This window comes from Williamsia sp. SKLECPSW1 (genome assembly GCF_054332755.1).
Genome location: NZ_JBTGLI010000002.1, coordinates 544,111 through 567,363, shown reverse-complemented (window position 1 = coordinate 567,363; position 23,253 = coordinate 544,111). Strand labels below are relative to the sequence as shown.

Annotated in this window: 19 protein-coding genes; 14 read left to right on the top strand and 5 right to left on the bottom strand. The window is 69.9% G+C overall.

Going from position 1 to position 23,253, the window contains the following annotated elements; genetic code table 11:
* Positions 1 to 83 precede the first annotated feature (83 nt).
* From ACXVUM_RS18495 to ACXVUM_RS18460, 8 genes are all read left to right on the top strand, one after another.
* Complete coding sequence (locus ACXVUM_RS18495; protein WP_458523371.1) at positions 84 to 1,064, top strand: bifunctional riboflavin kinase/FAD synthetase; 981 nt, start codon at positions 84 to 86, stop codon at positions 1,062 to 1,064.
* A gap of 116 nt (positions 1,065 to 1,180) precedes the next feature.
* Positions 1,181 to 2,227 carry an ABC transporter substrate-binding protein gene (locus tag ACXVUM_RS18490; protein ID WP_458523370.1) on the top strand — a complete coding sequence of 349 codons (1,047 nt, stop codon included), beginning with the start codon at positions 1,181 to 1,183 and terminating at the stop codon, positions 2,225 to 2,227.
* A gap of 50 nt (positions 2,228 to 2,277) precedes the next feature.
* Entirely contained in the window at positions 2,278 to 3,285 is a 1,008-nt protein-coding gene (locus ACXVUM_RS18485; RefSeq protein ID WP_458523564.1) for a FecCD family ABC transporter permease, read from the top strand.
* Entirely contained in the window at positions 3,282 to 4,061 is a 780-nt protein-coding gene (locus ACXVUM_RS18480) for an ABC transporter ATP-binding protein (protein WP_458523369.1), read from the top strand. Before ACXVUM_RS18485 ends, ACXVUM_RS18480 begins: the two co-directional genes overlap by 4 nt.
* A complete protein-coding gene (locus ACXVUM_RS18475) occupies positions 4,058 to 5,308 on the top strand; it encodes an MFS transporter (RefSeq protein WP_458523368.1) in 1,251 nt (416 codons plus the stop codon). Before ACXVUM_RS18480 ends, ACXVUM_RS18475 begins: the two co-directional genes overlap by 4 nt.
* Before the next feature lie 150 nt (positions 5,309 to 5,458).
* The gene (gene rpsO, locus ACXVUM_RS18470; protein ID WP_458523367.1) at positions 5,459 to 5,728 is read left to right on the top strand and encodes a 30S ribosomal protein S15; all 270 of its coding nucleotides are present in this window, start codon (positions 5,459 to 5,461) and stop codon (positions 5,726 to 5,728) included.
* A gap of 396 nt (positions 5,729 to 6,124) precedes the next feature.
* Entirely contained in the window at positions 6,125 to 8,386 is a 2,262-nt protein-coding gene (locus ACXVUM_RS18465) for a polyribonucleotide nucleotidyltransferase (RefSeq protein WP_458523366.1), read from the top strand.
* Positions 8,383 to 9,702 (top strand): M16 family metallopeptidase, encoded by a 1,320-nt coding sequence (locus tag ACXVUM_RS18460; protein WP_458523563.1) that lies wholly within the window; start codon positions 8,383 to 8,385, stop codon positions 9,700 to 9,702. The genes ACXVUM_RS18465 and ACXVUM_RS18460 overlap by 4 nt, the downstream gene beginning before the upstream one ends.
* A 1-nt stretch (position 9,703) precedes the next feature.
* Here the strand turns inward: ACXVUM_RS18460 and ACXVUM_RS18455 are convergent, their stop codons facing one another.
* Together ACXVUM_RS18455 and ACXVUM_RS18450 are read right to left on the bottom strand one after the other, a co-directional pair.
* The gene (locus ACXVUM_RS18455; protein WP_458523365.1) at positions 9,704 to 10,495 is read right to left on the bottom strand and encodes an aminoglycoside N(3)-acetyltransferase; all 792 of its coding nucleotides are present in this window, start codon (positions 10,493 to 10,495) and stop codon (positions 9,704 to 9,706) included.
* A gap of 40 nt (positions 10,496 to 10,535) precedes the next feature.
* A complete protein-coding gene (locus ACXVUM_RS18450; RefSeq protein ID WP_458523364.1) occupies positions 10,536 to 12,041 on the bottom strand; it encodes an amino acid permease in 1,506 nt (501 codons plus the stop codon).
* 136 nt (positions 12,042 to 12,177) lie between these two features.
* Between ACXVUM_RS18450 and ACXVUM_RS18445 the strand changes: the two genes are divergently transcribed.
* Positions 12,178 to 14,031, top strand: a complete 1,854-nt coding sequence (locus ACXVUM_RS18445) for a DUF294 nucleotidyltransferase-like domain-containing protein (RefSeq protein WP_458523363.1) — start codon at positions 12,178 to 12,180, stop codon at positions 14,029 to 14,031.
* Between the two features lie 4 nt (positions 14,032 to 14,035).
* On the opposite strand, the gene ald is transcribed toward ACXVUM_RS18445, so the two are convergent.
* Positions 14,036 to 15,142, bottom strand: coding sequence for an alanine dehydrogenase (gene ald / locus ACXVUM_RS18440; RefSeq protein WP_458523362.1), 1,107 nt, complete (start codon positions 15,140 to 15,142; stop codon positions 14,036 to 14,038).
* Between the two features lie 150 nt (positions 15,143 to 15,292).
* Here ald and ACXVUM_RS18435 point away from each other — a divergent pair, with 150 nt between their 5' ends.
* Positions 15,293 to 15,784: an Lrp/AsnC family transcriptional regulator gene (locus ACXVUM_RS18435; RefSeq protein ID WP_458523361.1), complete on the top strand. Its 492-nt coding sequence runs from the start codon at positions 15,293 to 15,295 to the stop codon at positions 15,782 to 15,784.
* A gap of 34 nt (positions 15,785 to 15,818) precedes the next feature.
* Here ACXVUM_RS18435 and ACXVUM_RS18430 read toward each other — a convergent pair whose 3' ends face one another.
* Positions 15,819 to 17,000, bottom strand: coding sequence for an NAD(P)/FAD-dependent oxidoreductase (locus tag ACXVUM_RS18430; RefSeq protein WP_458523360.1), 1,182 nt, complete (start codon positions 16,998 to 17,000; stop codon positions 15,819 to 15,821).
* Positions 16,997 to 17,419, bottom strand: coding sequence for a bifunctional 3-phenylpropionate/cinnamic acid dioxygenase ferredoxin subunit (locus ACXVUM_RS18425; protein WP_458523359.1), 423 nt, complete (start codon positions 17,417 to 17,419; stop codon positions 16,997 to 16,999). Before ACXVUM_RS18425 ends, ACXVUM_RS18430 begins: the two co-directional genes overlap by 4 nt.
* Positions 17,420 to 17,543: 124 nt before the next feature.
* On the opposite strand from ACXVUM_RS18425, the gene ACXVUM_RS18420 reads away from it, so the two are divergent.
* The 4 genes from ACXVUM_RS18420 (at position 17,544) to ACXVUM_RS18405 (ending at position 23,245) form a co-directional block, all read left to right on the top strand.
* Positions 17,544 to 18,317 (top strand): IclR family transcriptional regulator, encoded by a 774-nt coding sequence (locus ACXVUM_RS18420; protein ID WP_458523358.1) that lies wholly within the window; start codon positions 17,544 to 17,546, stop codon positions 18,315 to 18,317.
* A 112-nt stretch (positions 18,318 to 18,429) separates the two neighbouring features.
* Positions 18,430 to 20,913 carry a GcvT family protein gene (locus ACXVUM_RS18415; RefSeq protein WP_458523357.1) on the top strand — a complete coding sequence of 828 codons (2,484 nt, stop codon included), beginning with the start codon at positions 18,430 to 18,432 and terminating at the stop codon, positions 20,911 to 20,913.
* Complete coding sequence (gene solA / locus ACXVUM_RS18410) at positions 20,910 to 22,088, top strand: N-methyl-L-tryptophan oxidase (protein WP_458523356.1); 1,179 nt, start codon at positions 20,910 to 20,912, stop codon at positions 22,086 to 22,088. The genes ACXVUM_RS18415 and solA overlap by 4 nt, the downstream gene beginning before the upstream one ends.
* Positions 22,085 to 23,245 (top strand): aromatic ring-hydroxylating oxygenase subunit alpha, encoded by a 1,161-nt coding sequence (locus ACXVUM_RS18405; protein WP_458523355.1) that lies wholly within the window; start codon positions 22,085 to 22,087, stop codon positions 23,243 to 23,245. Before solA ends, ACXVUM_RS18405 begins: the two co-directional genes overlap by 4 nt.
* Positions 23,246 to 23,253: the final 8 nt, after the last annotated feature.

Below are 23,253 nucleotides of genomic sequence, written 5' to 3'. Positions count from 1 at the left end.
CTATTGCACTCGCCTTCGTTCCCGATGGCACACGCACCCGGCGCGGGTGTTCGACACACGGCGTCGGGTCGTAGGCTTGGGGCGTGCTGCGATGGCGAGGGTTGGATGACATCCCTGCGGGGTGGGGCCGCTGCGTCGTCACCATCGGGGTGTTCGACGGCGTACACCGTGGCCACGCCCAGCTCATCGCGACCGCGACGGCCGCGGCCCGCAGACGCGGTGTTCCGGCGGTGCTCATGACGTTCGACCCGCACCCCGCCGAGGTGGTCCGTCCCGGTACACACCCCCCGCAGCTGTCGACACTGACCCGACGCGCAGAACTGGCCGAGGAACTCGGCATCGACGTGTTCTGCGTGATGCCGTTCACGCCGGTGCTCGCGGCGCAGTCGCCGAAGGACTTCGCCCACGAGGTCCTGGTGGAGGGGCTGCACGCCGCGGACGTCGTGGTCGGGTCGAACTTCACGTTCGGCCACAAGGCGACCGGCACCGTCGAGGTGCTGGCCGACCTCGGTCGCACGTTCGGGTTCGAGGTCCAGGCCGTCTCGCTGCTCGGTGACGGCGCCGGCGAATCGTCGCGCCCGGCGGTCACGTTCTCCTCGACCTACATCCGGTCCTGCGTCGCCGCCGGCGACGTCGAGGCCGCGGCGGAGGCGCTCGGACGGCCCCACCGCGTCGAGGGTGTCGTCGTCCGCGGTGACGGCCGTGGACGCGAGATGGGTTATCCGACAGCCAATGTCGCCCCGCCGATGTACTCGGCCATCCCGGCCGACGGCGTGTACGCGGCGTGGTTCACGGTGCTCGGGGCCGGACCCGTGGTCGGCCAGGTGGTGCCCGGCGAGAGCTATCAGGCCGCCGTGTCGGTCGGGTCCAACCCGACGTTCTCCGGCCGCACCCGCACCGTGGAGGCGTTCGTCCTCGACACCCATGCCGACCTGTACGGCCAACACGTCGCCGTCGACTTCGTCCGTCGCATCCGCGGAATGGAGAAGTTCGACTCGATGGAGTCGCTCATCGTCCAGATGGACCGGGACGTCGAGGTGGCGCGCGAGGCCCTCGCTCCCTGACGGTTCGTGCCGCCTTCTCGCCACTGAGCAGGGGATTCGGACGTATCGGGCAACCTGGGTAAGGTTTGGCTACCCAATCCGGCGAATCCGCGCCGGTTCGTGCGTCGAGGAGTCGGATGCGACAGCGAGTCGGTCGTGCAGTGAGCGCGGCCCTGGTCCTGATGTGCGTTGCGGCGACCGCCGCATGCGGCGAGTCGGAGGCGATCGACGAGCAACCGGCCGCTCGCGGCGAGTCGTCGACCACGTTCCCGCTGACCATGGACAACTGCGGGCAGCAGATCACGATCGACTCCGTGCCGACGCGTGTGGTGTCCCTCGACCAGGGATCCACGGAGATCCTCCTGTCCCTCGGCCTCGCGGACCGGATGGTCGGGACCGCCTCGTGGACCGATCCGGTGAAGCCCGACCTCGCGGACGAGAACGCACGCGTCCCGCGTCTGGCCGACAACGCCCCGAGTTACGAAGCGGTGATGGCGACCGAACCGACCCTGGTGACGGCGTCCTTCGGTCGCCATCTGCGGGAGAAGGGGGGCGTCGCATCGCGCGAGCGGTTCGCGACCAGCGGCGTGCCCACATACCTCTCACCGACGGACTGCGACGCCGATCGCAGTGTGAACGCCGGCGCGAAGCGCTCCACCCCCCAGTCCCTGGACTCGCTGTATCGCGAGATCACCGAACTCGCCGCCGTGTTCGACGTCCCCGCCCGCGGCGCCGCACTCGTCGACAGCCTCCGCACCCGGGTGGAGCGGGCACGCGCGTCGGTGGCGGCGTCGTCCACCTCGATCGGGTTCTGGTTCGCCGACACACGCACCCCCTACTTCGCGGCAGGGCTGGGTTCGGGGAACATCCTGGCGTCGCAGGTGAAGGCGCGCAACGTGTTCGCCGACGTCCGCGACGACTGGCCCGCCACCAGCTGGGAGAGCGTCGTCGACCGGGATCCGGAGGTGATCGTGCTCGGCGACCTCACCCGCAACCGCTTCCCGGGTGATCGGCTGGAGGACAAGAAGACGTTCCTCGCGAGTGATCCGGTCACGCGGACGATGCCCGCGGTGCGGGAACAGCGGTACATCGCACTGCACGGCGCGGAGATGAACGCGTCCATCCAACTCGTCGACGGCATCGAGAAGCTCGCCGCGGGCATGCGGCGTCTGTCCCGCGGGTGAGCGCCGTCGTCGACTCCCGGGTCGCGACGGTCGTGCGCCGTCGACCCGCGGTGGCCGGTGCGGCCCTGATCGTCCTGGGCCTCGTCGCCTGCGTGGTGTCGGTCATGGTCGCGATCACCCTGGGAACCGCGGACATCTCGCTGGTGAACGTGCGCGACATCGTCCTCAACCACCTCGGTGTCACCGACGTCCCGGTCCGGGCGTCCGAGGACGCGATCGTGTGGCAGGACCGCCTGCCGCGGTCACTCGTCGCGGCATCCTCCGGCGCGGGGCTGGCCATCTGCGGTGTCGTGTTGCAGTCGCTGCTCCGCAACCCGCTCGCGGATCCGTTCCTGCTCGGGATCTCGTCGGGCGCGTCCACCGGCGCCGTGGTCCTCGGGATCCTCGGGCTCGGGGCCGGTGCGGCGGGACTGTCGGGCGGCGCCTTCGTCGGCGCGCTCGTCGCGTTCGCCCTCGTCCTGCTCTTGGCGCGCCTGTCCGGAGGAACCACCGATCGGCTCGTGCTCGCCGGGATCGCGGTGACGCAACTGTTCTCGGCCCTCACCTCGCTGATCATCTTCGCCTTCGCCGACGCCGACGAGACCCGCGGTGTCATGTTCTGGCTGCTCGGTTCCCTCGAGGGGGTCCGATGGGCCGACGTCCGGCTGGCCGCCGGCGTGGCGATCCTCGGCGGCGCGGTGTGCTGGGCGCTCGCCCATGTGCTCGACGCGTTCACCTTCGGCGACGACGTCGCGTCGTCGCTGGGCATCCCGGTCGGGGCGGTGCGGTCGCTGCTCCTGGTGCTGACCGCACTGGTGACGGCGGCGCTCGTCAGCGTCACCGGCGCGATCGGCTTCGTCGGGCTGGTGTTGCCGCACGCCGCGCGCTTCCTCGTCGGGCCCGGGCACGGGCGGCTCGTGCCGGTGAGCGCGGTGGTGGGGGCGCTGTTCATGGTCTGGGTCGACGCGATCTCGCGAGTCGCGTTCTCACCCACCCCGCTGCCGGTCGGCGTGGCGACGGCGCTGATCGGCGTCCCGGCGTTCGTGGCGTTGATGTTCCGGAGCGGGGCGCGGTCATGACGCTGCGCGCCCAGGACGTGTCCTGGCGACGTGGCGGTGCCGTCGTGGTGGACGGCATCACGCTCGAGCCGGCGGAGGGGGAGACCATCGGTCTGCTCGGGCCGAACGGGTCGGGGAAGTCGTCGCTGTTGCGGTTGCTCGCCGGCTTCGACCGACCCACCGCGGGTGTCGTACGCCTCGGCGACACCGATCTGCGATCGGTGCGCCGCCGTGACCTGGCGCGGTCGCTGGCGGTCGTCACCCAGGAGTCGACGACCGAGGTGGCGATCCGTGTACGCGATGTCGTCGCGCTCGGCCGCATCGCGCATCGCGGTGCGTTCGGTCCCGACCATCGCGCAGATCGGATCGCCGTCGACAAGGCCCTCACGCAGACCGGTCTGCAGGACAAGGCCGACCGTCTGTGGCACGAGCTGTCGGGTGGGGAGCGACAACGGGTGCAGATCGCGCGTGCACTCGCGCAGGAGCCCTCGCATCTGCTGCTCGACGAGCCCACGAACCACCTCGACATCCGCCATCAACTCGACCTGCTCGGCCTCGTCGCACGCCTTCCCGTCACCGCGGTCGTCGCGCTGCACGACCTGAACCTCGCGGCGATGTTCTGCGACCGCCTCGTCGTCCTGAGCGCCGGACGCGTGGTCGCAGCGGGCGATCCGGGGACCGTGCTCACACCCGACCTGATCGCCGACGTCTACGAGGTCGACGCCGAGGTCGTCCGTGACCACGACGGCGGGCTCACCATCCGGTACGGGCGTCCCCGGGTCGCCTCGGCGGGATGACGCTCGCGACGTCGTGGGCGCCGCTGGACGGTTTCGTCCGTGCGTCGCCGGCCGTTCGGTTGCTGGTCGCCACGCAGCTGGTGTTCAACACCGGCTTCTTCATGGTCCTGCCCTTCCTCGCGGTCCATCTCACCGAGGGCGTCGGCCAGGGTGCGGCGGTGGTCGGCGCGGTGCTCGGGGTCCGCACGCTGACCCAGCAGGGTCTGTTCGTCGTCGGCGGCGCGATCGCGGACCGACTCGGCGGCCGGCCGGTCGTGGTGGCCGGCTGCCTGTGCCGGGTGGCGGGTCTCCTCACCCTCGGGTGGGCGACCTCCGTCCCGGTGATCGCCATCGGCGTCTGCCTCACCGGAGTGGCCGGCGCGCTCTTCTCACCTGCCGTCGACGCCGCTCTGGCGCGCGCCGCCACCACCGGCGACCGGCCGGCGCACGCCGCCCGACTCGAGGCGTTCGCGATGCTCAACCTGTACGGACAGGTGGGCGCCGTCCTGGGGCCGTTGATCGGCGCCGCACTGCTCACCGTCGACTTCCGCGTCGTGAGTGTCTGCTCCGCGAGCGTGTTCGCCGTCATGGCGCTCGTCCATCTGCGGTCGTTCCCGCGGGAGGTCACGTCGCCTCGCGCCGACGGGGCGGGGGACCGACCGCGACTTCCGCGCGACCCCGTCTTCCTCGCCTTCGCCGTCGTCGTCGGCGTGCAGGTGGTCGTCTACAACCAGCTGTATTTCCTGCTGCCCGACGCCGTCGACCGCGCGTGGGGGTCGCAGACGCCCATGGGGATCCTCTTCGCACTGGCCGCACTCACCGTGGTGGCGAGCCAGATGCCGCTCGCGGCGCGCGTCGCCGACCACCCGCCGGGACGGGTTCTGGCGCTGGGCCTCGGCGTCGTGGCGTCGGGGCCGCTCATCGCGGCGTCGGGGCCGATGTTCGGTCTCCGTGGTCTGCCCGCGCTCGCGGTGTTCACGGTCTTCGTCTTCTCCGTGATCGTGGGACAGATGATCGTCGGACCCGCGATCCGGGCCGTCATCCCGGTGTTCGCCCGCGGCGAGCGCCTCGGTACCCACTACGGCCTCTGCGCGTCGGTGGGAGGGGTGATGGTGCTCCCGGCCTCGGCGGCGATCGGGGCCCTGGTGGATCACCTGCCCGGACAGGGGCCGGCTGCGGGACTGCCATGGGTGCTGCTCGCGGTGTGGGCCGGGACTGCGGCGCTGGTGTGTCGGCGCTGGTCGGTTCTCGCAGGCACACGCGGGTGACCGCCGGTCGCGATTTGGGAGGCGGGTCGGCTCGCGGGTAGCGTGACCCGTCGGTGTTGCTGCAGTCCGCGGTGGCGCACCACCCGAGTTCGCCCCGGTGGGCGAGGCGGGAGCACACGTTCGCGGTACCCGATCCGGAGGAACGACCCCATGGCTCTGACGACCGAGCAGAAGAAGACCATCCTGGCCGAGTACGGCCTGCACGAGACCGACACCGGCTCGCCCGAGGCACAGATCGCGATGCTCACCAAGCGCATCAGCGACCTCACCGAGCACCTCAAGCAGCACAAGCACGACCACCACAGCCGTCGCGGCCTCCTGCTGCTGGTCGGTCGCCGTCGTCGTCTGCTGAAGTACGTCGCCCAGGTCGACGTGCAGCGCTACCGCTCGCTCATCGAGCGCCTCGGCCTGCGCCGCTGACGTCACGCGCCCCGCACCACGCGGGGTGATCGTGCACGAACTCTCGGGTCCCCGGTGGTAGTCTCACCGGGGACCCGATCTCGTGAGGGGTCGTCCACGCGGTACACGTACGGGCGATCGGTCTTCGGTAGTGGCTGCCGGAACATCTCTGCTCCGGCTGCTTCGATCGACGGCCGTCGCCACGTGACCCGCCCCGACAGCCGTCCGGTGCACACGCACCCCGGTCATCGGACCCGTCCACTCGACGGAGTCCGCCAGCAGCGTCGGGGTTCCGCTCGCCGTCTCCTCGCACCCATCGGACCCACGTCGTCTGCCGTCACGGCAACGGCGTCACCGTCGCGCGCCGCGCTCCCGGAGCTGCCGCGCGCACCTCGATCGAGAGGATCTCCACCACCCATGACAGACGTCACCACCGCCCCGGCCGACGACCTCGAGTACGACGACGAGATCACCGAGGCGACCGCCGTCATCGACAACGGCGAGTTCGGCACCCGTACCGTCCGCTTCGAGACCGGGCGCCTCGCCCAGCAGGCCGCCGGCGCCGTCGTCGCCTACCTCGACGACGAGAACATGCTGTTGTCGGCCACCAGCGCGGGCAAGCATCCCAAGGACAACTTCGACTTCTTCCCCCTGACGATCGACGTCGAGGAGCGGATGTACGCCGCCGGCCGCATCCCGGGATCGTTCTTCCGTCGCGAGGGGCGCCCGTCCACCGACGCCATCCTGACCTGCCGTCTCATCGACCGGCCGCTGCGTCCGTCCTTCGTCGACGGCCTGCGCAACGAGATCCAGGTCGTCATCACCGTCCTGAGCCTCGACCCCAACGACCTCTACGACGTCGTCGCCATCAACGCCGCCTCGGCGTCCACCCAGCTCGCGGGCCTGCCGTTCTCCGGCCCCGTCGGTGGCGTGCGCGTCGCGCTCATCCCGACCGAGTCCAACCGCGCCGGCCAGTGGGTCGCGTTCCCGACCGTCGAGCAGCTCGAGGGCGCCGTGTTCGACATGGTGGTCGCGGGCCGCATCGTCGGTGAGGACGTCGCGATCATGATGGTCGAGGCCGAGGCCACCGACAACGTCATCGAGCTCGTCGAGGGCGGCGCCCAGGCACCGACCGAGGCGATCGTCGCCGAGGGCCTCGAGGCCGCGAAGCCGTTCATCCGCTCCCTGTGCGAGGCGCAGCGCCAGCTCGCCGCGCAGGCCGCGAAGGCGACCGGTGAGTTCCCGCTGTTCCCCGCCTACCAGTCCGACGTCTACGACGCCGTCGAGTCGGCGGGCAAGGATCGTCTGTCGGAGATCCTGACCATCGCGGGCAAGACCGAGCGCGACGACAAGACCGACGAGCTCAAGGGCGACATCCTCGCCTCGCTCGGCGAGCAGTTCGCCGGACGCGAGAAGGAGATCGGCGCTGCCTACCGCTCGCTGACCAAGAAGCTCGTGCGCCAGCGCATCCTGACCGACCACTTCCGAATCGACGGTCGCGGCATCACCGACATCCGGTCGCTCTCGGCCGAGGTCGCGCTGATCCCGCGTGCCCACGGCAGCGCCCTGTTCGAGCGTGGCGAGACCCAGATCATGGGTGTCACCACCCTCGACATGGTCAAGATGGCCCAGCAGATCGACTCGCTGGGACCCGAGACCTCCAAGCGCTACATGCACCACTACAACTTCCCGCCGTACTCGACCGGTGAGACCGGTCGCGTCGGGTCGCCGAAGCGTCGCGAGATCGGCCACGGAGCGCTCGCCGAGCGCGCGCTCATGCCGGTGCTCCCGAGCGTCGACGAGTTCCCCTACGCGATCCGCCAGGTGTCCGAGGCGTTGAGCTCCAACGGCTCGACGTCGATGGGATCGGTCTGCGCGTCGACCATGTCGCTGCTCAACGCCGGTGTGCCGCTGAAGGCCCCGGTCGCCGGCATCGCCATGGGCCTCGTCTCCGACGAGGTCGATGGGGAGACCCGCTACGTCGCGCTCACCGACATCCTCGGTGCCGAGGACGCATTCGGCGACATGGACTTCAAGGTCGCAGGCACCAAGGACTTCGTGACCGCGCTGCAGCTCGACACCAAGCTCGACGGCATCCCGTCGGCCGTGCTGGCCGGTGCGCTGAGTCAGGCCAAGGATGCACGGACCACCATCCTCGAGGTGATGGCCGAGGCGATCGACGAGCCCGACGAGATGAGCCCGTACGCCCCGCGCGTCACCACCGTGAAGGTCCCGGTCGACAAGATCGGTGAGCTGATCGGCCCCAAGGGCAAGAACATCAACGCCATCACCGAGGAGACCGGCGCCAACATCTCCATCGAGGACGACGGCACGGTGTTCGTCGGCGCCACCGACGGTCTCAAGGCGCAGGCGGCGATCGACCGCATCAACGCGATCGCCAACCCGCAGCTGCCCAAGGTCGGCGAGCGGTTCCTGGGCACGGTCGTGAAGACGACGGCGTTCGGCGCGTTCGTGTCGCTGCTCCCGGGTCGCGACGGTCTGGTGCACATCTCGAAGCTCGGCCAGGGCAAGCGTGTCAACAAGGTCGAGGACGTGGTGAACGTCGGCAGCAAGATCCGCGTCGAGATCGCCGACATCGACGATCGCGGCAAGATCAGCCTGGTCCCCGTCGCCGACGCCTCCGCCGAGGGTGCCGACGCACCCGCGGACGCCGGCTGACGCTGACCGGAACCCGTACCCCGCAGCCCACCGGGGCCGCTGTCTCGCGCAGCGTGCTCCCCGGTGGGCTGCGGGTCGTCACGGAGCATGTGCCCGGCGTCCGATCGGTGTCGATCGGGGTGTGGGTGGGCGTCGGATCCCGCGACGAGACACCGGGTCTCGCCGGCGCGGCGCACTTCCTCGAACACCTGCTGTTCAAGAAGACCCCGACACGGACCGCCGCTTCGATCGCCCGCGAACTCGATGCGGTCGGGGGAGAGCTCAACGCCTTCACCAGCAAGGAACACACCTGCTTCTACGCGCACGTCCTCGACGACCACGCGCCGCTGGCGGTCGACGTCCTGGCCGACGTCGTCGTGCGTGGTGAGTGCGCTGCCGACGACGTCGAGGTCGAACGCGAGGTGGTCCTCGAGGAGATGGCCATGCGCGACGACGACCACGAGGACCTGCTGGCCGACGCGTTCATGACCGCCGTCTACGGTGACGCACCCATCGGGCGTCCGGTCATCGGCACACCCGAGATCATCGGATCGCTGTCGGCACAACAGATCCGCGGGTTCCACCGGCGGCGCTACACGACCGACCGCATGGTCGTCGCGATCGCCGGGAACATCACCCATCGTGAGGCCGTGGCACTCGTACGACGGTCTTTCGGTGCGCATCTGCGCCCCGGCACACCTGCTGCCCCGCCGCGGCATCGGAATCGCCCACCCCGCGTGTCGGGTGCACCTCAGATCGTCGACCGCGACAGCGAACAGGCCCACCTGATGATCGGCGTGCCGACCCGAGGTGTCGACGACCCGGATCTGCCGGCGCTGTCCGTGCTCAACGCCGCAGTCGGCGGTGGCCTGAGTTCTCGGCTGTTCCAACAGATCCGCGAAGAGCGCGGTCTGGCGTACTCGGTGTACTCGTCGCTGGACACGTTCAGCGACGTCGGCACGTTCTCGGTCTACGCGGGGTGCAATCCCGAAAGGGTCGGTGAGGTCGCCGAGGTCGTCACCGCGATCCTCGACGACGTCGCGGAGAACGGCATCGATCGCGACGAGATCGTCCGGGCCCAGGGGTCACTGCGGGGATCGATGTTGTTGGGGCTCGAGGACACCGGTTCTCGCATGCACCGACTGGGCCTGGCCGAGATCGACCACGGCCGCTACCGGACGGTGGCGTCGTCGTTGCGTCGGATCGAATCCGTCCGCCCGGCCCACGTCTCGCGGGTCGCCCGCGAGGTGCTCGCGGCCCGGCCCTCCGTCGCGGTCGTCGGGCCCTACCGCCGACGCCGCGACCTCCCGACACCGATCCGCACTCTCCTCGGCTGAGTCACGCGTCTCGGAGTCGGCGGGCGAGGTCGCGCCGGGCGAACGTGACGTATTCGCGAGCCGAGAACGCTTCTGTCCGAGCCGCTCCCACGGTGTCGCTGCGGTGCGACCGCGAGACAGCGGCGAATGCCGCACCCACAGCCGGGAAGTGTGTGCCGTTGTCGGCGCCGACGTCGCGTGCCTCGAGCCAGACCCTCTCGCCGGCCACGAGATAGGGGAACCGTCGCACCCAGTGGCGACGTGTCGCGGCGTCGAGCAGTGACTCCACATGATGGAGCATCGAACTGCGGTTGTGGCCGACACCGAGCAACACGATGGTCGCGTCCAGGTCCACGACTCGTGAGAACGGTGACTCGGAGCCGAGCGCGAAGGACAACGGCTGGCCGCCGCAGATGAACTCGGAGTGTCGACCGATCGCCGCCACGGAGTCCTGCGGGTGGGAACTCCGGCGTCGGTCCGGCGCGGAGAGTACCGCGGTCGGTATGGCGCCGGCGTCGGTCGGTGTTGTCACCGGATCGAACAACGGCACGGCGTCACGAGCGGCCCACAGCGTTGGATCTGTCGACCCCGGAGCGGCCTCGCGATGTGTGTCGCGCACGGAGCCGGAGAACGCCGGTGTGACAAGCGTTCCCTCGTCGCCCAGAACCCGGCGGAACGCAGCGATCACGGCGGCGGCCCCGCCGTCGACCCGTCCGATGCTGGACAGCGACGAGTGCAGCAGTACGACGTCTCCGGTTGCAAGGCCGAGCCGTGTCAGATCGTCGGCGAGCGCTTCTGTCGAGACCAGTCCCATGGCTGCAGGTTAGCCACGCTAACCGACAACCCGCCGACACTCAGCCCAGTGTGCGGGCGGCGTGTTCGCGCTCGGCCTCGGCCCACGCAGGACCGATCCGACCCTTCGTGTGGTCGACGACGTTGCCACGGATGCAGAACCACCCCAGCGTCAGTGCGGCCGCGATGAGGGGGATCCCGACGACCACCACCCAGAAGTCGACCCGCCCACCCGATTTGTCGAGCCAGCCGGAGATCCCCAGCGCCACGATGACCGCCACGAGGAACACGAGCCCGAACACCGAGGTGTACGGGTAGCCGGGCGCCTGGAACTTGCCCTTGGGGATGATCCCCTTGTTCACGAGCGACCGCAGTTTGAGCTGACAGGCGAAGATCGTGCCCCAGGTGAACGTGATGCCGATGGACGAGGCCTCCAGCGCGATGTCGAAGGCGCGACCTGGGACGAGGACGTTGAGCACGACGCCCAGGACGTAGACGACGGTCGTCAACGCGATCCCGGCCCACGGCACCCCGCCGGTGCTCATCCTCGTGGTGAAACCGGGGGCCTGCTTGCTCATCCCGAGGCTGCGCAGCACACGCCCGGTGGAGTACAGGCCCGAGTTCAGGCTCGACATCGCCGCCACGATGAGGACCACCTGGATGACGTCGCCCATCCATCCGAAGCCGAGCTTCTGGAAGACGGTCACGAACGGACTGGTGTCCGCCGTGTAGGACGTCGTGGGGAGCATCGCGCACATCAGGAGGATCGACCCGATGTAGAACACCGCGATACGGAAGATGACCGCGTTGACCGCGCGCGGCACCTCGGTCTCGGCGTCCTCCATCTCCCCGGCGGCCACACCCACCATCTCGATCGCGGCGTAGGCGAACACCACCCCGGACATCACGAGGATCGGGCCGTACCAGTTGTAGGCACCGCTGGTCGGCCAGAAACCGCCCGGGTTGTCCCACAGATTCGAGAAGCCGGCCTGATGATCACCGACGTGCACGGCGCCCAGCACCACGACGAGTCCGACGACGAGGAACAGCACGATCGCCCCGACCTTGAGGATCGACGCCCAGAACTCGAACTCGCCGAACGCCTTCGCGCTCAACAGGTTGACCCCGAGGACCACACCGAGGGCGATCAGCGCCGACAACCAGTTCGGCATGGACTCGAACTTGTCGTGGACGTACACCCCGACGGCGGACAGCTCGGCCACGCCGGTCAGGGCCCAGTTCAACCAGTACATCCAGCCGGTGACGTACGCGGCCTTCTCGCCGAAGAACTCGCGCATGTACGAGACGAAAGCGCCACTCGTCGAGCGGTGCAGCACGAGCTCGCCGAGTGCGCGCATGAGGAAGTAGGCGACGAGCCCCGCGAACGCGTAGCTCACCAGCAGCGCCGGCCCGTTGCTGTTGAGGCGCGACGCGGAACCCAGGAACAGGCCGGTGCCGATGGCTCCGCCGATCGCGATCATCTGCACCTGCCGCCGGCCGAGTGACTGCTTGTAGCCGACCGTCTCCGCATCGAGATGCGCTGTCGGTGAGGACGTGTCCGAGGTCATGAGCGGAAACTATGCGCAGCGGAGGTTTCCCGAGTGTTTCCGGAGTGGGCGTGCGATGTTGCCCTGTCGGACAATTCGCCGAAGTCGGACAGGAGGATGCGACGCGGTGGCTGCGGCCGTGTGCCACGATCGGGCGATGACCGATGTCGCGGACTTCCTCCGGCGGCACCCTCCGTTCGACGCGGTCCCCGTCGATCAGCTCGAACGCCTGGCCGCAGCTGTCACGCGGCGTCGGTATGCGGCGGGGGAGGTGATCGTCGACGGCTTCACCGAGCGGATCGAGGTGTTGACGGTCGTCGTCTCCGGCGAGGTGGGACTGTGGAACCGTGAGGTCGACGCGCCGCACGGACTGCCCGACGAGGACCCCGACGAGATCCTGGGCGTCGGAGGGGTGTTCGGATATCTCTCGCTGCTCACCCAGGGGACCTCGGGCCCACGTGCGGTGGCGCTGCGTGACAGCACGGTCGCGACCCTGCCCAGTGAGTCGGTGCAGGCCGTCTTCTCGACGATGGCCGGGGCGCGCTTCCTGGCCGGTCAGTTGCAGACGCCGCGACGGATCGTCAGCACACCGGTCCGTGCGGGCACCGTCGACGAACTGATCCGCACCGCGCCGGTCGTGGGGACCCCCGAGATGACCGTCGCCGAGGCGGCACGCGTGATGACCGACCGACGTCGCGACCACATCGTCGTGCCCGGGACCGACGGCACGTTGGGAATCCTCACCGATGCGACCATCCGGTCCCGGCTGGTGGCGCGGGGCCTGTCGGCGGAGACCCCCGTCGCTGCGGTGATGACGCCGCGGGCGCGCAGCGTCGTGACGGGTACACCGGCGACCGAGGGCCTCCTGCAGATCCTCGAACACGACCTCACCTGCCTGCCCGTCGTCGATCCCTCCGGTCGGTTGCTGGGCGTCGTCGGCCCGGGTGACTTCGTCGCGGCGCCCGGTGGCGCGACGGTCGGGCTGCGCGCGGAGATCTCGCGGGCGACGTCGGTCGCCGAGTTGGCCGACCATGCCCGCCGGACACCGTGGGTCCTGGCCGATCTCGTCCGGCGCGGTCAACCCTCACACGAGGTGACGGCGGTGTTGTCGCTGGTGCACGACGCGATGGTCCGTCGGGCACTGGAGATCGCGCTGGGCGAATGCCCCGCCCTCGACGGCGATCGGCTGACATGGCTGTCGCTGGGCTCGAACGCACGTCGTGAGGCCGTGCTCAGCTCCGACGTGGACAGCGCTGTGGCGTTCGACGACACCGTCACCGAGGCCGAGGAGAACGCCGCCTACCGACGGGTCTTCGCGCGCGTCGACGACATCCTGCGTGAATGCGGTCTCACGATCGACACCAACGGTGCTGTCGCGTCCGCACCGCTGTTCGCTCGGACCCACGCGCAGTGGCGGTCCGCGGCGGGTGAATGGCTGCGGGCGCCCCTGGAGAACAAGGGCATGATCATGACCTCGCTGATGCTCGACGGCCGCCCGATCTGGGGTGACCGTGGCCTGTCGGAGGTGACTCAGGTGTTCTCCGACCTGCGGTCGCATCCGTCGACGCTGCGGCTGCTGTTGGCGGAGTCGTTGTCGCACAAGGCGAGGATCCGCTCCACGCGCGACGTGCTCGCCCGCCGGGCGGGGACGTTCGACATCAAGACCCACGCACTCACACCGTTGGTGAACATCGCGCGGTGGGCGGCCTTGTCGGTGGAGTCCACCGAGCTGGACACCCGATCACGGCTCCGGGCGGCGGCAGGGAGCCAGATGCTCACCGACGACAACTCCCGCACACTCGTCGAGGTGTTCGACGTGCTGCAGAAGGTGCGGATCTCCTACCAGGTCGCTCAGATGGACCGTGCCGAACACGTCGGCGACATCATCACCATGCGACGTCTGTCGCCGCTGGATCGGGGTCTCGTCGGCCAGGCCGTCCGCGAGATCGCGGGCATCCAGCGGCGCATGGCCAACATGGCCCACTACGCACCGCTGGTGCCCGAGGACTGACCTGTCAGACCGGCGACGCGGCCACCGGCAGGTCCAGCGCCTCGCCGACCGAGGCCGAGAACAGCTGTCCCTCATGTGTCGACAGGCCTGCCGCGAGCCCGGGGTTCGTGGCCACGGCTGCTTCCCAACCCTTCTCGGCGAGTGCGATGACGTGGGGGAGCGTCGCGCCGGTGAGCGCCGAGGTGGATGTGCGGGCCACCGATCCGGGCATGTTCGCCACGCAGTAGAAGACCGAGTCGTGGACGGTGAAGATGGGGTCGTCGTGGGTGGTGGGGCGGGAGTCCTCGAAGCACCCGCCCTGATCGATGGCGATGTCGACGAGTACCGAGCCCGGCTTCATCTGTGCGACGAGGGAATTCGGCACCACCACCGGCGCCTTGGCGCCGGGGACGAGGACCGCTCCGATGACGAGGTCGGCTCGGACGACGGCCTCTTGCAGGGCGAGAGCGGTGCTGTAGCGGGTGTGGACGCGACCGCCGAAACGGGCGTCGATCGCGCGGAGCTTGGTGATGTCGAGATCGAAGACGGTCACCTGCGCGCCCATGCCCATCGCGATCGTCGCGGCGTTCACACCGCTGACGCCGCCACCGATGACGACGACGTCGGCGGGCTCGGTGCCGGGGACACCACCCATGAGGACTCCGCGACCGCCTGCGGACCGCATCAGGTGGTAGGCGCCCACCTGCGGGGCGAGCCGGCCGGCGACCTCGCTCATCGGCGCGAGGAGGGGCAGGCTGCCGTCGGGGGCGGTGACCGTCTCGTAGGCGATCGAGGTGATGCCCGACGACAGCAGCGCGTCGGTGCAGGGACGGCTCGCCGCGAGGTGCAGGTAGGTGAACAGCGTCTGCCCGGACCGCATCCGGTGGTACTCCTCGGCGATGGGCTCCTTGACCTTGAGGACGAGGTCGGACTGCTCCCAGACGGCGTCGGCGCCGGCGATGATCTGCGCGCCGGCCTCCTTGAAGTCCACGTCGTGGATCGAGGATCCCTCGCCCGCTCCGGCCTCGACGACGACCTCGTGGCCGCGCCGGGTGAGTTCCGTGACGCCTGCGGGGGTGATCGCCACCCGGTACTCGTTGTTCTTCACCTCACGGGGGATGCCCACGCGCATGGTCCGCCTCCTTCAGCCGGTCGTCGGGTCGCCGCGAGTCAGCGATCCAGTGCACCAAGCGTGAAGGGTCTTCGGCCAGGCGGCAACGCTACTGAAGGTTATTCTTGTGCATCGTGTAATGCGGTACGAAGTTCGGTATCGTCGATCTCCATGAGCACCTCGCCGAACGATCTTCGACCGGCCGGAGCGGTCGACCTCGACGACGTCGACCGCGCCCTGGTGCGGTTGCTCCGCAGCGACGGTCGCATGGCCAACCGGGAGTTGGCCGAACGGGTGGGGATCGCCCCGTCGACCTGTCACGGACGCGTTCGGCGACTCGTCGACCTGGGCGTGATCCGCGGGTTCTTCGCCGACATCGACCCGGCTGCCGTGGGCCGGACGCTGCGCGCGATGGTCGCGGTGAGCCTGCAGTCCGATGCCCGGGGTCAGATCCGCCATTTCGTCGGCCAGATCCGCGGGCGGGACGAGATCATCGACGTCTTCTTCCTCGCGGGCACCGACGACTACCTCCTGCATGTCGCGGTGCCCGACACCCTGGCGCTGCGTGAGTTCGTCGAGACGTTGAACGCGCGGCCCGAGGTCGCGGGCACCACGACGTCACTGGTCTTCGAGCACGTCCGGGCCGACGCACCCGTCTTCTGACACCGGAACCGCCGGGATCGGGTGGGTGGCGGCGTCAGACCCGGGCGACGGCGCGCTGACGGTCCATCGTCTTGCGCAGGCGGGTGAACTGTCGGGGCATGTCCACCGCGATCACCGCGGCCGGTGCCTCCGGGTCGCCGGCGACCGCCACGAACGCGTCCTCGGCGAGTGAACCCTCGACGACCACGGGATCGGCGTCTGCGGGCACCGCCCCGCAGATCTGGATGCGATGCCCGTGTTGATCGCTCCACACGTAGGGCGTCCTGGGCGCCGGCGGCTCGACCCCGGCGACGGAATGTGCGACCACGCGCGCGGATTCGATGGCGGCCGACCAGTGTTGACGGCGCACAGACGCCCCGGACACCGGGTCCACGATCCGGGCGCAGTCGCCTGCCGCCCAGATGCCGGACACAGACGTAGCGCCCGTCTGATCGGTGAGGAAGCCGTCGTCGACCGCCACCGACGACCCGGCCGCCCACGCGGTCTCGGGTACGGCACCCACGCCGACCACGACGACGTCGGCGGGCAGGAGGCGGCCGTCACCCAGGCGGACACCGCAGACGGCACCGTCGTCGCCGACGAAGCCGTCCACCCGGGTGTCGAGGTGCACGCCGATCCCGGCGCGGCGGTGCAGATCCAGTGCCCAGTCGGACAGTTGTCGGCCGAAGATGGCCACGCCCGGTTCGGCCGAGGTCTCGACCATCGACACGGTGCGTCCCTGGGCGCAGACGGTGGACGCGATCTCGGCGCCGATGAACCCCGCGCCGATGACGACCACGTGCTGAGCCGACGCGAGGTCGGTCGCGAGTCGGCGCGCGTCGTCGAGGGTGCGTACCGCGTGCACCCCGGCCAGGTCGTCGCCCGGCAGACGACGCGCCCGTGCGCCGGTCGCGAGGACGACGGCACGCGAGGGAACGTCGCCGGCGCCGGTGTGGATGGTCGCACCGTCCTCCGTCGACGAGACTCCTGTCGCGGAGACGCCGAGGCGCCATCCGAACTCATCGGCCTCACCGGGGGCGAGGAGGCTCACCCACCCGGGATCCGGTGCCGGGGGTGCGCCTGCGCCTGCCGCGAGCATCTCCTTCGACAGCGGTGGGCGGTCGTAGGGGAGCCAGGGCTCGGCGCCGACGAGGGTGATCGGGTCGGTGACACCGAGTGTCCGGAGGGTGCGCGCGACGGTGAGTCCCGCCAGCGATGCGCCGACGATGCCGATCACGCGGCGTCGGTCGCCCTCTGCGCGTCCGCGAGCCACACGCTCACCAGGCCGTCGACGACCTGAACCGGATGCGTCGCGATCGGCCGGGTGGCCGGCGGGCCCATCGCCGCTCCGGTCCGCAGGTCGAAACACGCTTCGTGCAGAGGGCACTCGACAGCGCAGTCCTCGACCCACCCCGCGGAGAGCGACGTGTCCTGGTGTGAGCAGGTGTCGTCGACGGCGAACACGCCGTCGACGGTGCGTACCACCATGATCGGTGCACGGCCGACGATGTCGACGCGCACCGGGGTGTCGAGGCTCAGGTCGTCGAGGGCGGCGACTGCGAGGTGGCCTCCGCCGATCCCCTCGGGCGCGGCGTCAGCAGTTGTCGGGTGTGCGTCGGCGGTTGTCGGGTGTGCGGCGTACTCGCTCAGCGGCATGAGCGTTTCTCCCATCGTGTTGCGTTTCACGCAACGCTGCGCGTATTGCGCAACACTGTGACAGCGGGCGGGTGGCGCGTCAAGTGCGGGCCCGGCGAGTCCCGCGATCTACAGTGACGAGGACATGACGAAACGCGACGTACCGCCCGCATCCGTCCAGTCGGTCGACCGGGCCCTGGAGGTCCTGGAGATCCTCGGCCGCGACGGCGAGGGCGGCGTGTCGGACATCGCCGATGCGCTCGGGGTCCACAAGTCCACGGTGTCGCGGCTGGTCTCGGTGCTGGAATCCCGGGGGTTCGTCGAGCAGGTCAGTGATCGCGGCAAGTACCGACTGGGCTTCACCGTGGTCCGGCTCGCCGGCGCCACCATGTCCCGCCGCGACCTCGGGCGCGAGAGCCGTGACGTCTGCGAACCCCTGGCCGACGAGGTGGGCGAGACCGTCAACCTCGCCGTCCTCGACGACGACCGCGCGGTCAACGTGACCGAGGCGAACGGTGGGGCGGGTATCGCACTGCGCACATTCGTCGGACAGAGCAGTCCGGCGCACGCCACGTCGAGCGGGAAGGTCCTGCTCTCGGGGTTGTCCGAGACCCGCCTCACGCAGGTGCTGCCCGCCGACCTCGAGCGGTTCACCGCGGCGACGATCGTGACCGTCGCGCAGCTCCGGGTCGAGCTCGAGACGATCCGCGAGCAGGGATGGGGCGCGGCGCGTGACGAACTGGAGGAGGGTCTGACCGCGGTGGCGGCTCCGGTCCGAGACCACACCGGCGAGGTCATCGCCGCCCTGAGCATCTCCGGTCCCACCTTCCGGATGGGTGCGGAGCGGATACCGGAACTGTCGCGCGAGGCGGTCGCCGCCGCCGGGGCGGTCAGCGCTCGTCTGGGTCACACCGTCTGATCCGCGCGTCCGATTGACGCGCAGCCCCGTGGACCGCATCCTGTTGCGTGTTGAGCAACCAGTTGCGACATGAGCAACTGGCTCCCGGCGCGATTCGATCAGGTGGTGACCCATGGGTGTCGACGGACAACACGGTCCGCGGGTGGTGGTGATCGGTGCGGGGATCGTCGGCACCTCGCTCGCCGACGAACTCTGCCTGCGTGGAGTGCACGACGTCACCGTCGTCGACCGCGGACCGCTGCCGGCGGCGGGGGGTTCCAGCAGTCACGCACCCGGCCTGGTCTTCTCGACGAACGCATCCCGCGCCCTGTCGGACCTCGCCGCCGCGACGGTCGGCAAGTTCCGCGACCTGTCGACGCCGGATGCGCTGTGCTTCAACCCCGTCGGTGGGCTCGAGATCGCGACCACCCCGGAGCGCCTCGCCGAACTCCATCGCAAGGCAGGGTGGGCGGCGTCCTGGGGGAGGACGGCGCAGGTCGTCGACCCCGACGAGTGCATCCGCCTGCACCCCCTGCTGGATCACGCCGCCGTGCTGGGTGGACTCCACACCCCCGACGACGGACTCGCCGACGCGCTCACCTGCATCGCCGTGCAGCGCGCTCGGGCCGAGGCCGCGGGGGCGCGCTTCCTCGCCGACACCCGCGTCCTGGACGTCCTCACGAAGGGTGATCGTGTGGTGGGGGTACGCACCGATCGTGGCGTGCTGGACGCCGACGTGGTGGTCTCGTGCGGCGGATTCTGGGGTGTCGAACTCGGTGAGATGGTGGGGCTGAGCGTTCCGCTCGTGCCGATGGGACACGAATACGTCACCACCACAGCGGTTCCCGCGGGCCGCCCGTTCGCGGACCCGCGTGCCGCTCACGCGGCCGCGACGCTGCCGATCCTGCGCCACCAGGACGCCGACCTGTACTACCGCCAGCACGGTGAGAGCATCGGCATCGGGTACTACGGCCACGATCCCGTCGTCGTCGACATGGCGTCCCTCTACACCGACACCGCCGACCAGCCGATGCCGTCGATGCTCCCGTTCTCGACAGACGGGTTCCGTACGGCGTGGGACGAGTCGCGGCGCGTGCTCCCCGGTCTCCGCGACGCCGAGATCGCCGACGGGTTCACCGGTGTCTTCTCGTTCACCCCCGACGGCGGACCGATGCTCGGACCACACCCCGGTCTCGACGGGTTCTGGGTGGCCGAGGCGATCTGGGTGACGCAGTCGGCGGGCGCCGCCGCCGCGATCGCCGACTGGATGACGTCGGGTTCGCCCGGCGTCGACGTGTCGGGGTGCGACGTCACACGGTTCGCGCCGGCAGAACTCGATCGCGACGCCGTCGTGGCGCGCTCGTCGCGGGCGTTCGTCGAGGTCTACGACATCATCCATCCGCGGGCGTTGCCGGCCGACGCGCGGGAACTACGCACGTCGGCACTCCACGACGACCACCTCGCCCGAGGTGCGTCGTTCGGCGTCTCGCACGGGTTCGAACGGCCACTGTGGTTCTCTGTCGATTCTCCGCTGACGCAACGGTTCCCGGTCGAGGTCCCCGACCTGCCGGAGTGGTACACCCGCGGATGGTCACCGATCGTCCTCGCGGAAGCCGTCGCCACGCGTGAGGTCGCAGGGCTCTACGACATGAGTTCGCTGACGCGTGTGGAGATCACCGGACCCGACGCCGTCGCGATGCTCGCGCCGCTCGTGACGCGCGACCCCGACAGGCCCGTCGGGTCGGTGGTGTACGCGCTGATGCTCGACGAGACCGGCGGGATACTCAGCGACGTCACGGTCGCTCGGGTCGGGCCCGAGCGCGTGGTCGTCGGCCTGAACGGGCCCCTCGACGTCGCACGCCTGACCACGGCCGCACGTCGGGCGCGAGCGACCGGCGCCCACGTGGACGTTCGCGAGATCACCGACGACACATGCTGTGTCGCCGTGTGGGGGCCACGAGCGCTCGACATCGTCGCGCCGCTCACCGACCTCGGCGTCTCGCCGTCGGGTCTGCGGTACTACCGCTGCGCGGAGACGACCGTCGCCGACGTGCCCGCACTGCTGACCCGGGTGTCGTACGTCGGTGAGTTCGGCTGGGAGATCACCACGAGCGCGGCAGACGGTCGGCGTCTGGCCGCGGCGCTCGGCGAGAACGCCGAAGCCGTCGGAGCGGTGTGGGGCGGTCGTGCGGCGATGGACTGCCTGCGCATCGAGAAGGGGTACCGGTCCTGGGGTGCCGACATGACACGCACCGACTCGCCGCACGAAGCCGGCGTCGCCTTCGCCGTGGCGAAGGACCACGAGTTCGTCGGGCGAGCGGCCGTCGCGGAACGCCCTGTCCTGCGGCGGTTGCACACGCTCGTCGCCGACGATCCGGACACCGTCCTGCTCGGTTCGGAACCTCTGCGACACAACGGTTCCGACAGTGGCTACATCACATCCGCCGCGTGGTCACCCACGGTGGGTGCCACCGTCGCCCATGCGTGGGGGCCCGCCGATCTGCGCCCCGGGGATGCCGTGACGGCCGAGTGGTTCGGTCGACAGCGATCGCTGCGCGTCGTGCCGCCCGTCGTCGTCGACCCCGAGAACCTCCGACTGAAAGGTGACTACCGATGAGCGAGAAGGTCATCGTCATCGGGCTCGGTGGGATGGGGTCGGCTGCGGCCCACCACCTCGCCGAGCGGGGTGCGTCCGTCGTCGGACTGGAACGCTTCCGACCCGCCCACGATCGCGGGTCGTCGCACGGCGGGTCGCGCATCATCCGCCAGGCCTACTTCGAGGACCCGGCCTACGTGCCGCTCCTGCTGCGCTCCTACGAGTTGTGGGAACGACTCGGTGTCGACAGCGGTCGCGAGGTGCACCGCATCACCGGCGGTGTCTTCGCCGGCCCGGCGGAGTCGACCACGGTCGCGGGATCGCTCCGGGCGGCCCGCGACTACGGACTCGGCCACGAGGTGCTCACCGCCGACGAGATCGCCACGCGATTCCCCGGTTTCGCACCGGCTCCCGACCACATCGGCGTGTACGAGCACCTCGCGGGATTCGCCCGACCGGAGGTGACGGTGCGCGCTCACATCGATCTGGCGCAGGCGGCGGGCGCTGATCTGCGCTTCGGGGTGGAGGTGCTCGACTGGGCCGACACCGGCGACGCGGTGCGGGTGACGACCGATCAGGGCGTCCTGCACGCGGACCGACTCGTCGTCTGCCCGGGGGCGTGGGCACCGGAACTCCTCGCCGATCTCGACGCGGGGATCCGGATCGAGCGACAGGTCATGTACTGGTTCGATCTCGCCCCGGGTGCCCCGGCGATGGTCGACGCACCCATCTACATCCACGAGACCGACCGCGGTGAACAGATATACGGGTTCCCGGCGATCGACGGGCCCGACGGCGGCATCAAGACGGCCTTCTTCCGGAAGGGGATCGACTGCTCCCCGGACACCGTCGACCGCGTCGTACACCCCGACGAGGCGCAGGCCATGCTCGACCGTCTCCGACTGCTCATCCCCGGCGCCGGATCCGACGACGACGCGTCGACGAGCATGCTGCACGCCGCGACCTGCATGTACTCGACCACACCCGACCACGATTTCGTCATCGCGCATCATCCGCGTCATCCCCGCGTCGCGGTCGCGTGCGGGTTCTCCGGCCACGGGTTCAAGTTCGTACCGGTGGTCGGGGAGATCCTCGCCGACCTCGTCCTCGACGGCGGGACCAGCCACCCGATCGGCATCTTCGACCCGCACCGGCCCGCCTTGGCCGGCGACACGGCAGGAGTGGGCATCCCGTGAGCGCAGAAGCAGTGACCCCGGGAGCAGCGCCCCCGGAAGACGTCGCGCACGAGGGGGGCGAGACCCTCGTGCCCACCCTGCCCGGGTCTGCCTACACCGATCCGGCCGTGTTCACCCGCGAGACCGAGCGCATCTTCGGGCGGCGGTGGATGTGCGCCGTCCGGGTGGCCGACGTCCCGGCGACCGGTCGCTTCGCGACCGTCGAGATCGGCGGCGAGAGCATCCTGGTCGTCCGTGGGCGGGACCAGGTGCTGCGCGCGTTCCTCAACGCCTGCCGGCACCGTGGTGCCCTGGTGTGCACGGAGGAATCCGGTGCCGTTCGACGAACCCTGCAGTGCCCGTATCACGCATGGACCTATGGGCTGGACGGCGCGCTCGTGGCAGCGCCGAATCTCAGCAGCCTCGGCGACATCGACCGCACGAGGTACGGACTGGTCCCGGTGCAGTCGCGCGAATGGCTGGGATACCTGTGGGTGTGTCTCGCCGACGATCCGCCGTCGTTCGCCGACACGGTGATCGGCGCCGTCACCGATCGGCTCGGGGACCCGGCGATGATCGACCGGTGGGACGTGGGCGGTCTCGCCCTGGCCCACCGCGAGACCTATGAGGTGGGGTCCAACTGGAAGCTCATCGTCGAGAACTTCATGGAGTGCTATCACTGCGCCACCATCCACCCGGAGCTGACCGAGGTGTTGCCCGAGTTCGCCGACGGTCTCGCAGCGCAGTACTACGTCGGACACGGTGCCGAGTTCGCCTCCACGGTGGACGGTTTCACCGTCGACGGATCGGCCGGGGCGGCGGCACTGCCCGATCTCACCCCCGACCACGACCGGCGTTACTACGCGATCACCGTCAACCCCACGGTCTTCGTGAACCTCGTCCCCGATCACGTGATCGTCCATCGGATGTTCCCGCGCGCCGTGGACCGCACGACCGTCGTGTGCGACTGGCTGTACGCACCGGACGTCGTGGCCGCCGGACACGACACCTCCGCCGGGGTCGAGCTCTTCCACCGCGTCAACCTGCAGGACTTCGAGGCGTGCGAGCGTACGCAACCGGGGATGTCCTCGCGCGCGTACCGGCACGGGGGCGTCCTGGTCCCGGCCGAACACCACATCGCGCAATTCCACGATTGGGTGAGCGGGATGTGCGCCTAGGGGCAAAG

Bases quoted from the DNA above. Each gene is read 5' to 3' on its own strand.
- ACXVUM_RS18475 (WP_458523368.1), top strand. From the start codon at position 4,058: ATGACGCTCGCGACGTCGTGGGCGCCGCTGGACGGTTTCGTCCGTGCG.
- ald (WP_458523362.1), bottom strand. From the start codon at position 15,142: ATGCGCGTGGGCATCCCCCGTGAGGTGAAGAACAACGAGTACCGGGTG.
- ACXVUM_RS18435 (WP_458523361.1), top strand. From the start codon at position 15,293: ATGAGCACCTCGCCGAACGATCTTCGACCGGCCGGAGCGGTCGACCTC.
- ACXVUM_RS18465 (WP_458523366.1), top strand. From the start codon at position 6,125: ATGACAGACGTCACCACCGCCCCGGCCGACGACCTCGAGTACGACGAC.
- ACXVUM_RS18450 (WP_458523364.1), bottom strand. From the start codon at position 12,041: ATGACCTCGGACACGTCCTCACCGACAGCGCATCTCGATGCGGAGACG.
- ACXVUM_RS18425 (WP_458523359.1), bottom strand. From the start codon at position 17,419: ATGCCGCTGAGCGAGTACGCCGCACACCCGACAACCGCCGACGCACAC.
- ACXVUM_RS18490 (WP_458523370.1), top strand. From the start codon at position 1,181: ATGCGACAGCGAGTCGGTCGTGCAGTGAGCGCGGCCCTGGTCCTGATG.
- rpsO (WP_458523367.1), top strand. From the start codon at position 5,459: ATGGCTCTGACGACCGAGCAGAAGAAGACCATCCTGGCCGAGTACGGC.
- ACXVUM_RS18420 (WP_458523358.1), top strand. From the start codon at position 17,544: ATGACGAAACGCGACGTACCGCCCGCATCCGTCCAGTCGGTCGACCGG.
- ACXVUM_RS18480 (WP_458523369.1), top strand. From the start codon at position 3,282: ATGACGCTGCGCGCCCAGGACGTGTCCTGGCGACGTGGCGGTGCCGTC.
- ACXVUM_RS18415 (WP_458523357.1), top strand. From the start codon at position 18,430: ATGGGTGTCGACGGACAACACGGTCCGCGGGTGGTGGTGATCGGTGCG.
- ACXVUM_RS18445 (WP_458523363.1), top strand. From the start codon at position 12,178: ATGACCGATGTCGCGGACTTCCTCCGGCGGCACCCTCCGTTCGACGCG.
- solA (WP_458523356.1), top strand. From the start codon at position 20,910: ATGAGCGAGAAGGTCATCGTCATCGGGCTCGGTGGGATGGGGTCGGCT.
- ACXVUM_RS18455 (WP_458523365.1), bottom strand. From the start codon at position 10,495: ATGGGACTGGTCTCGACAGAAGCGCTCGCCGACGATCTGACACGGCTC.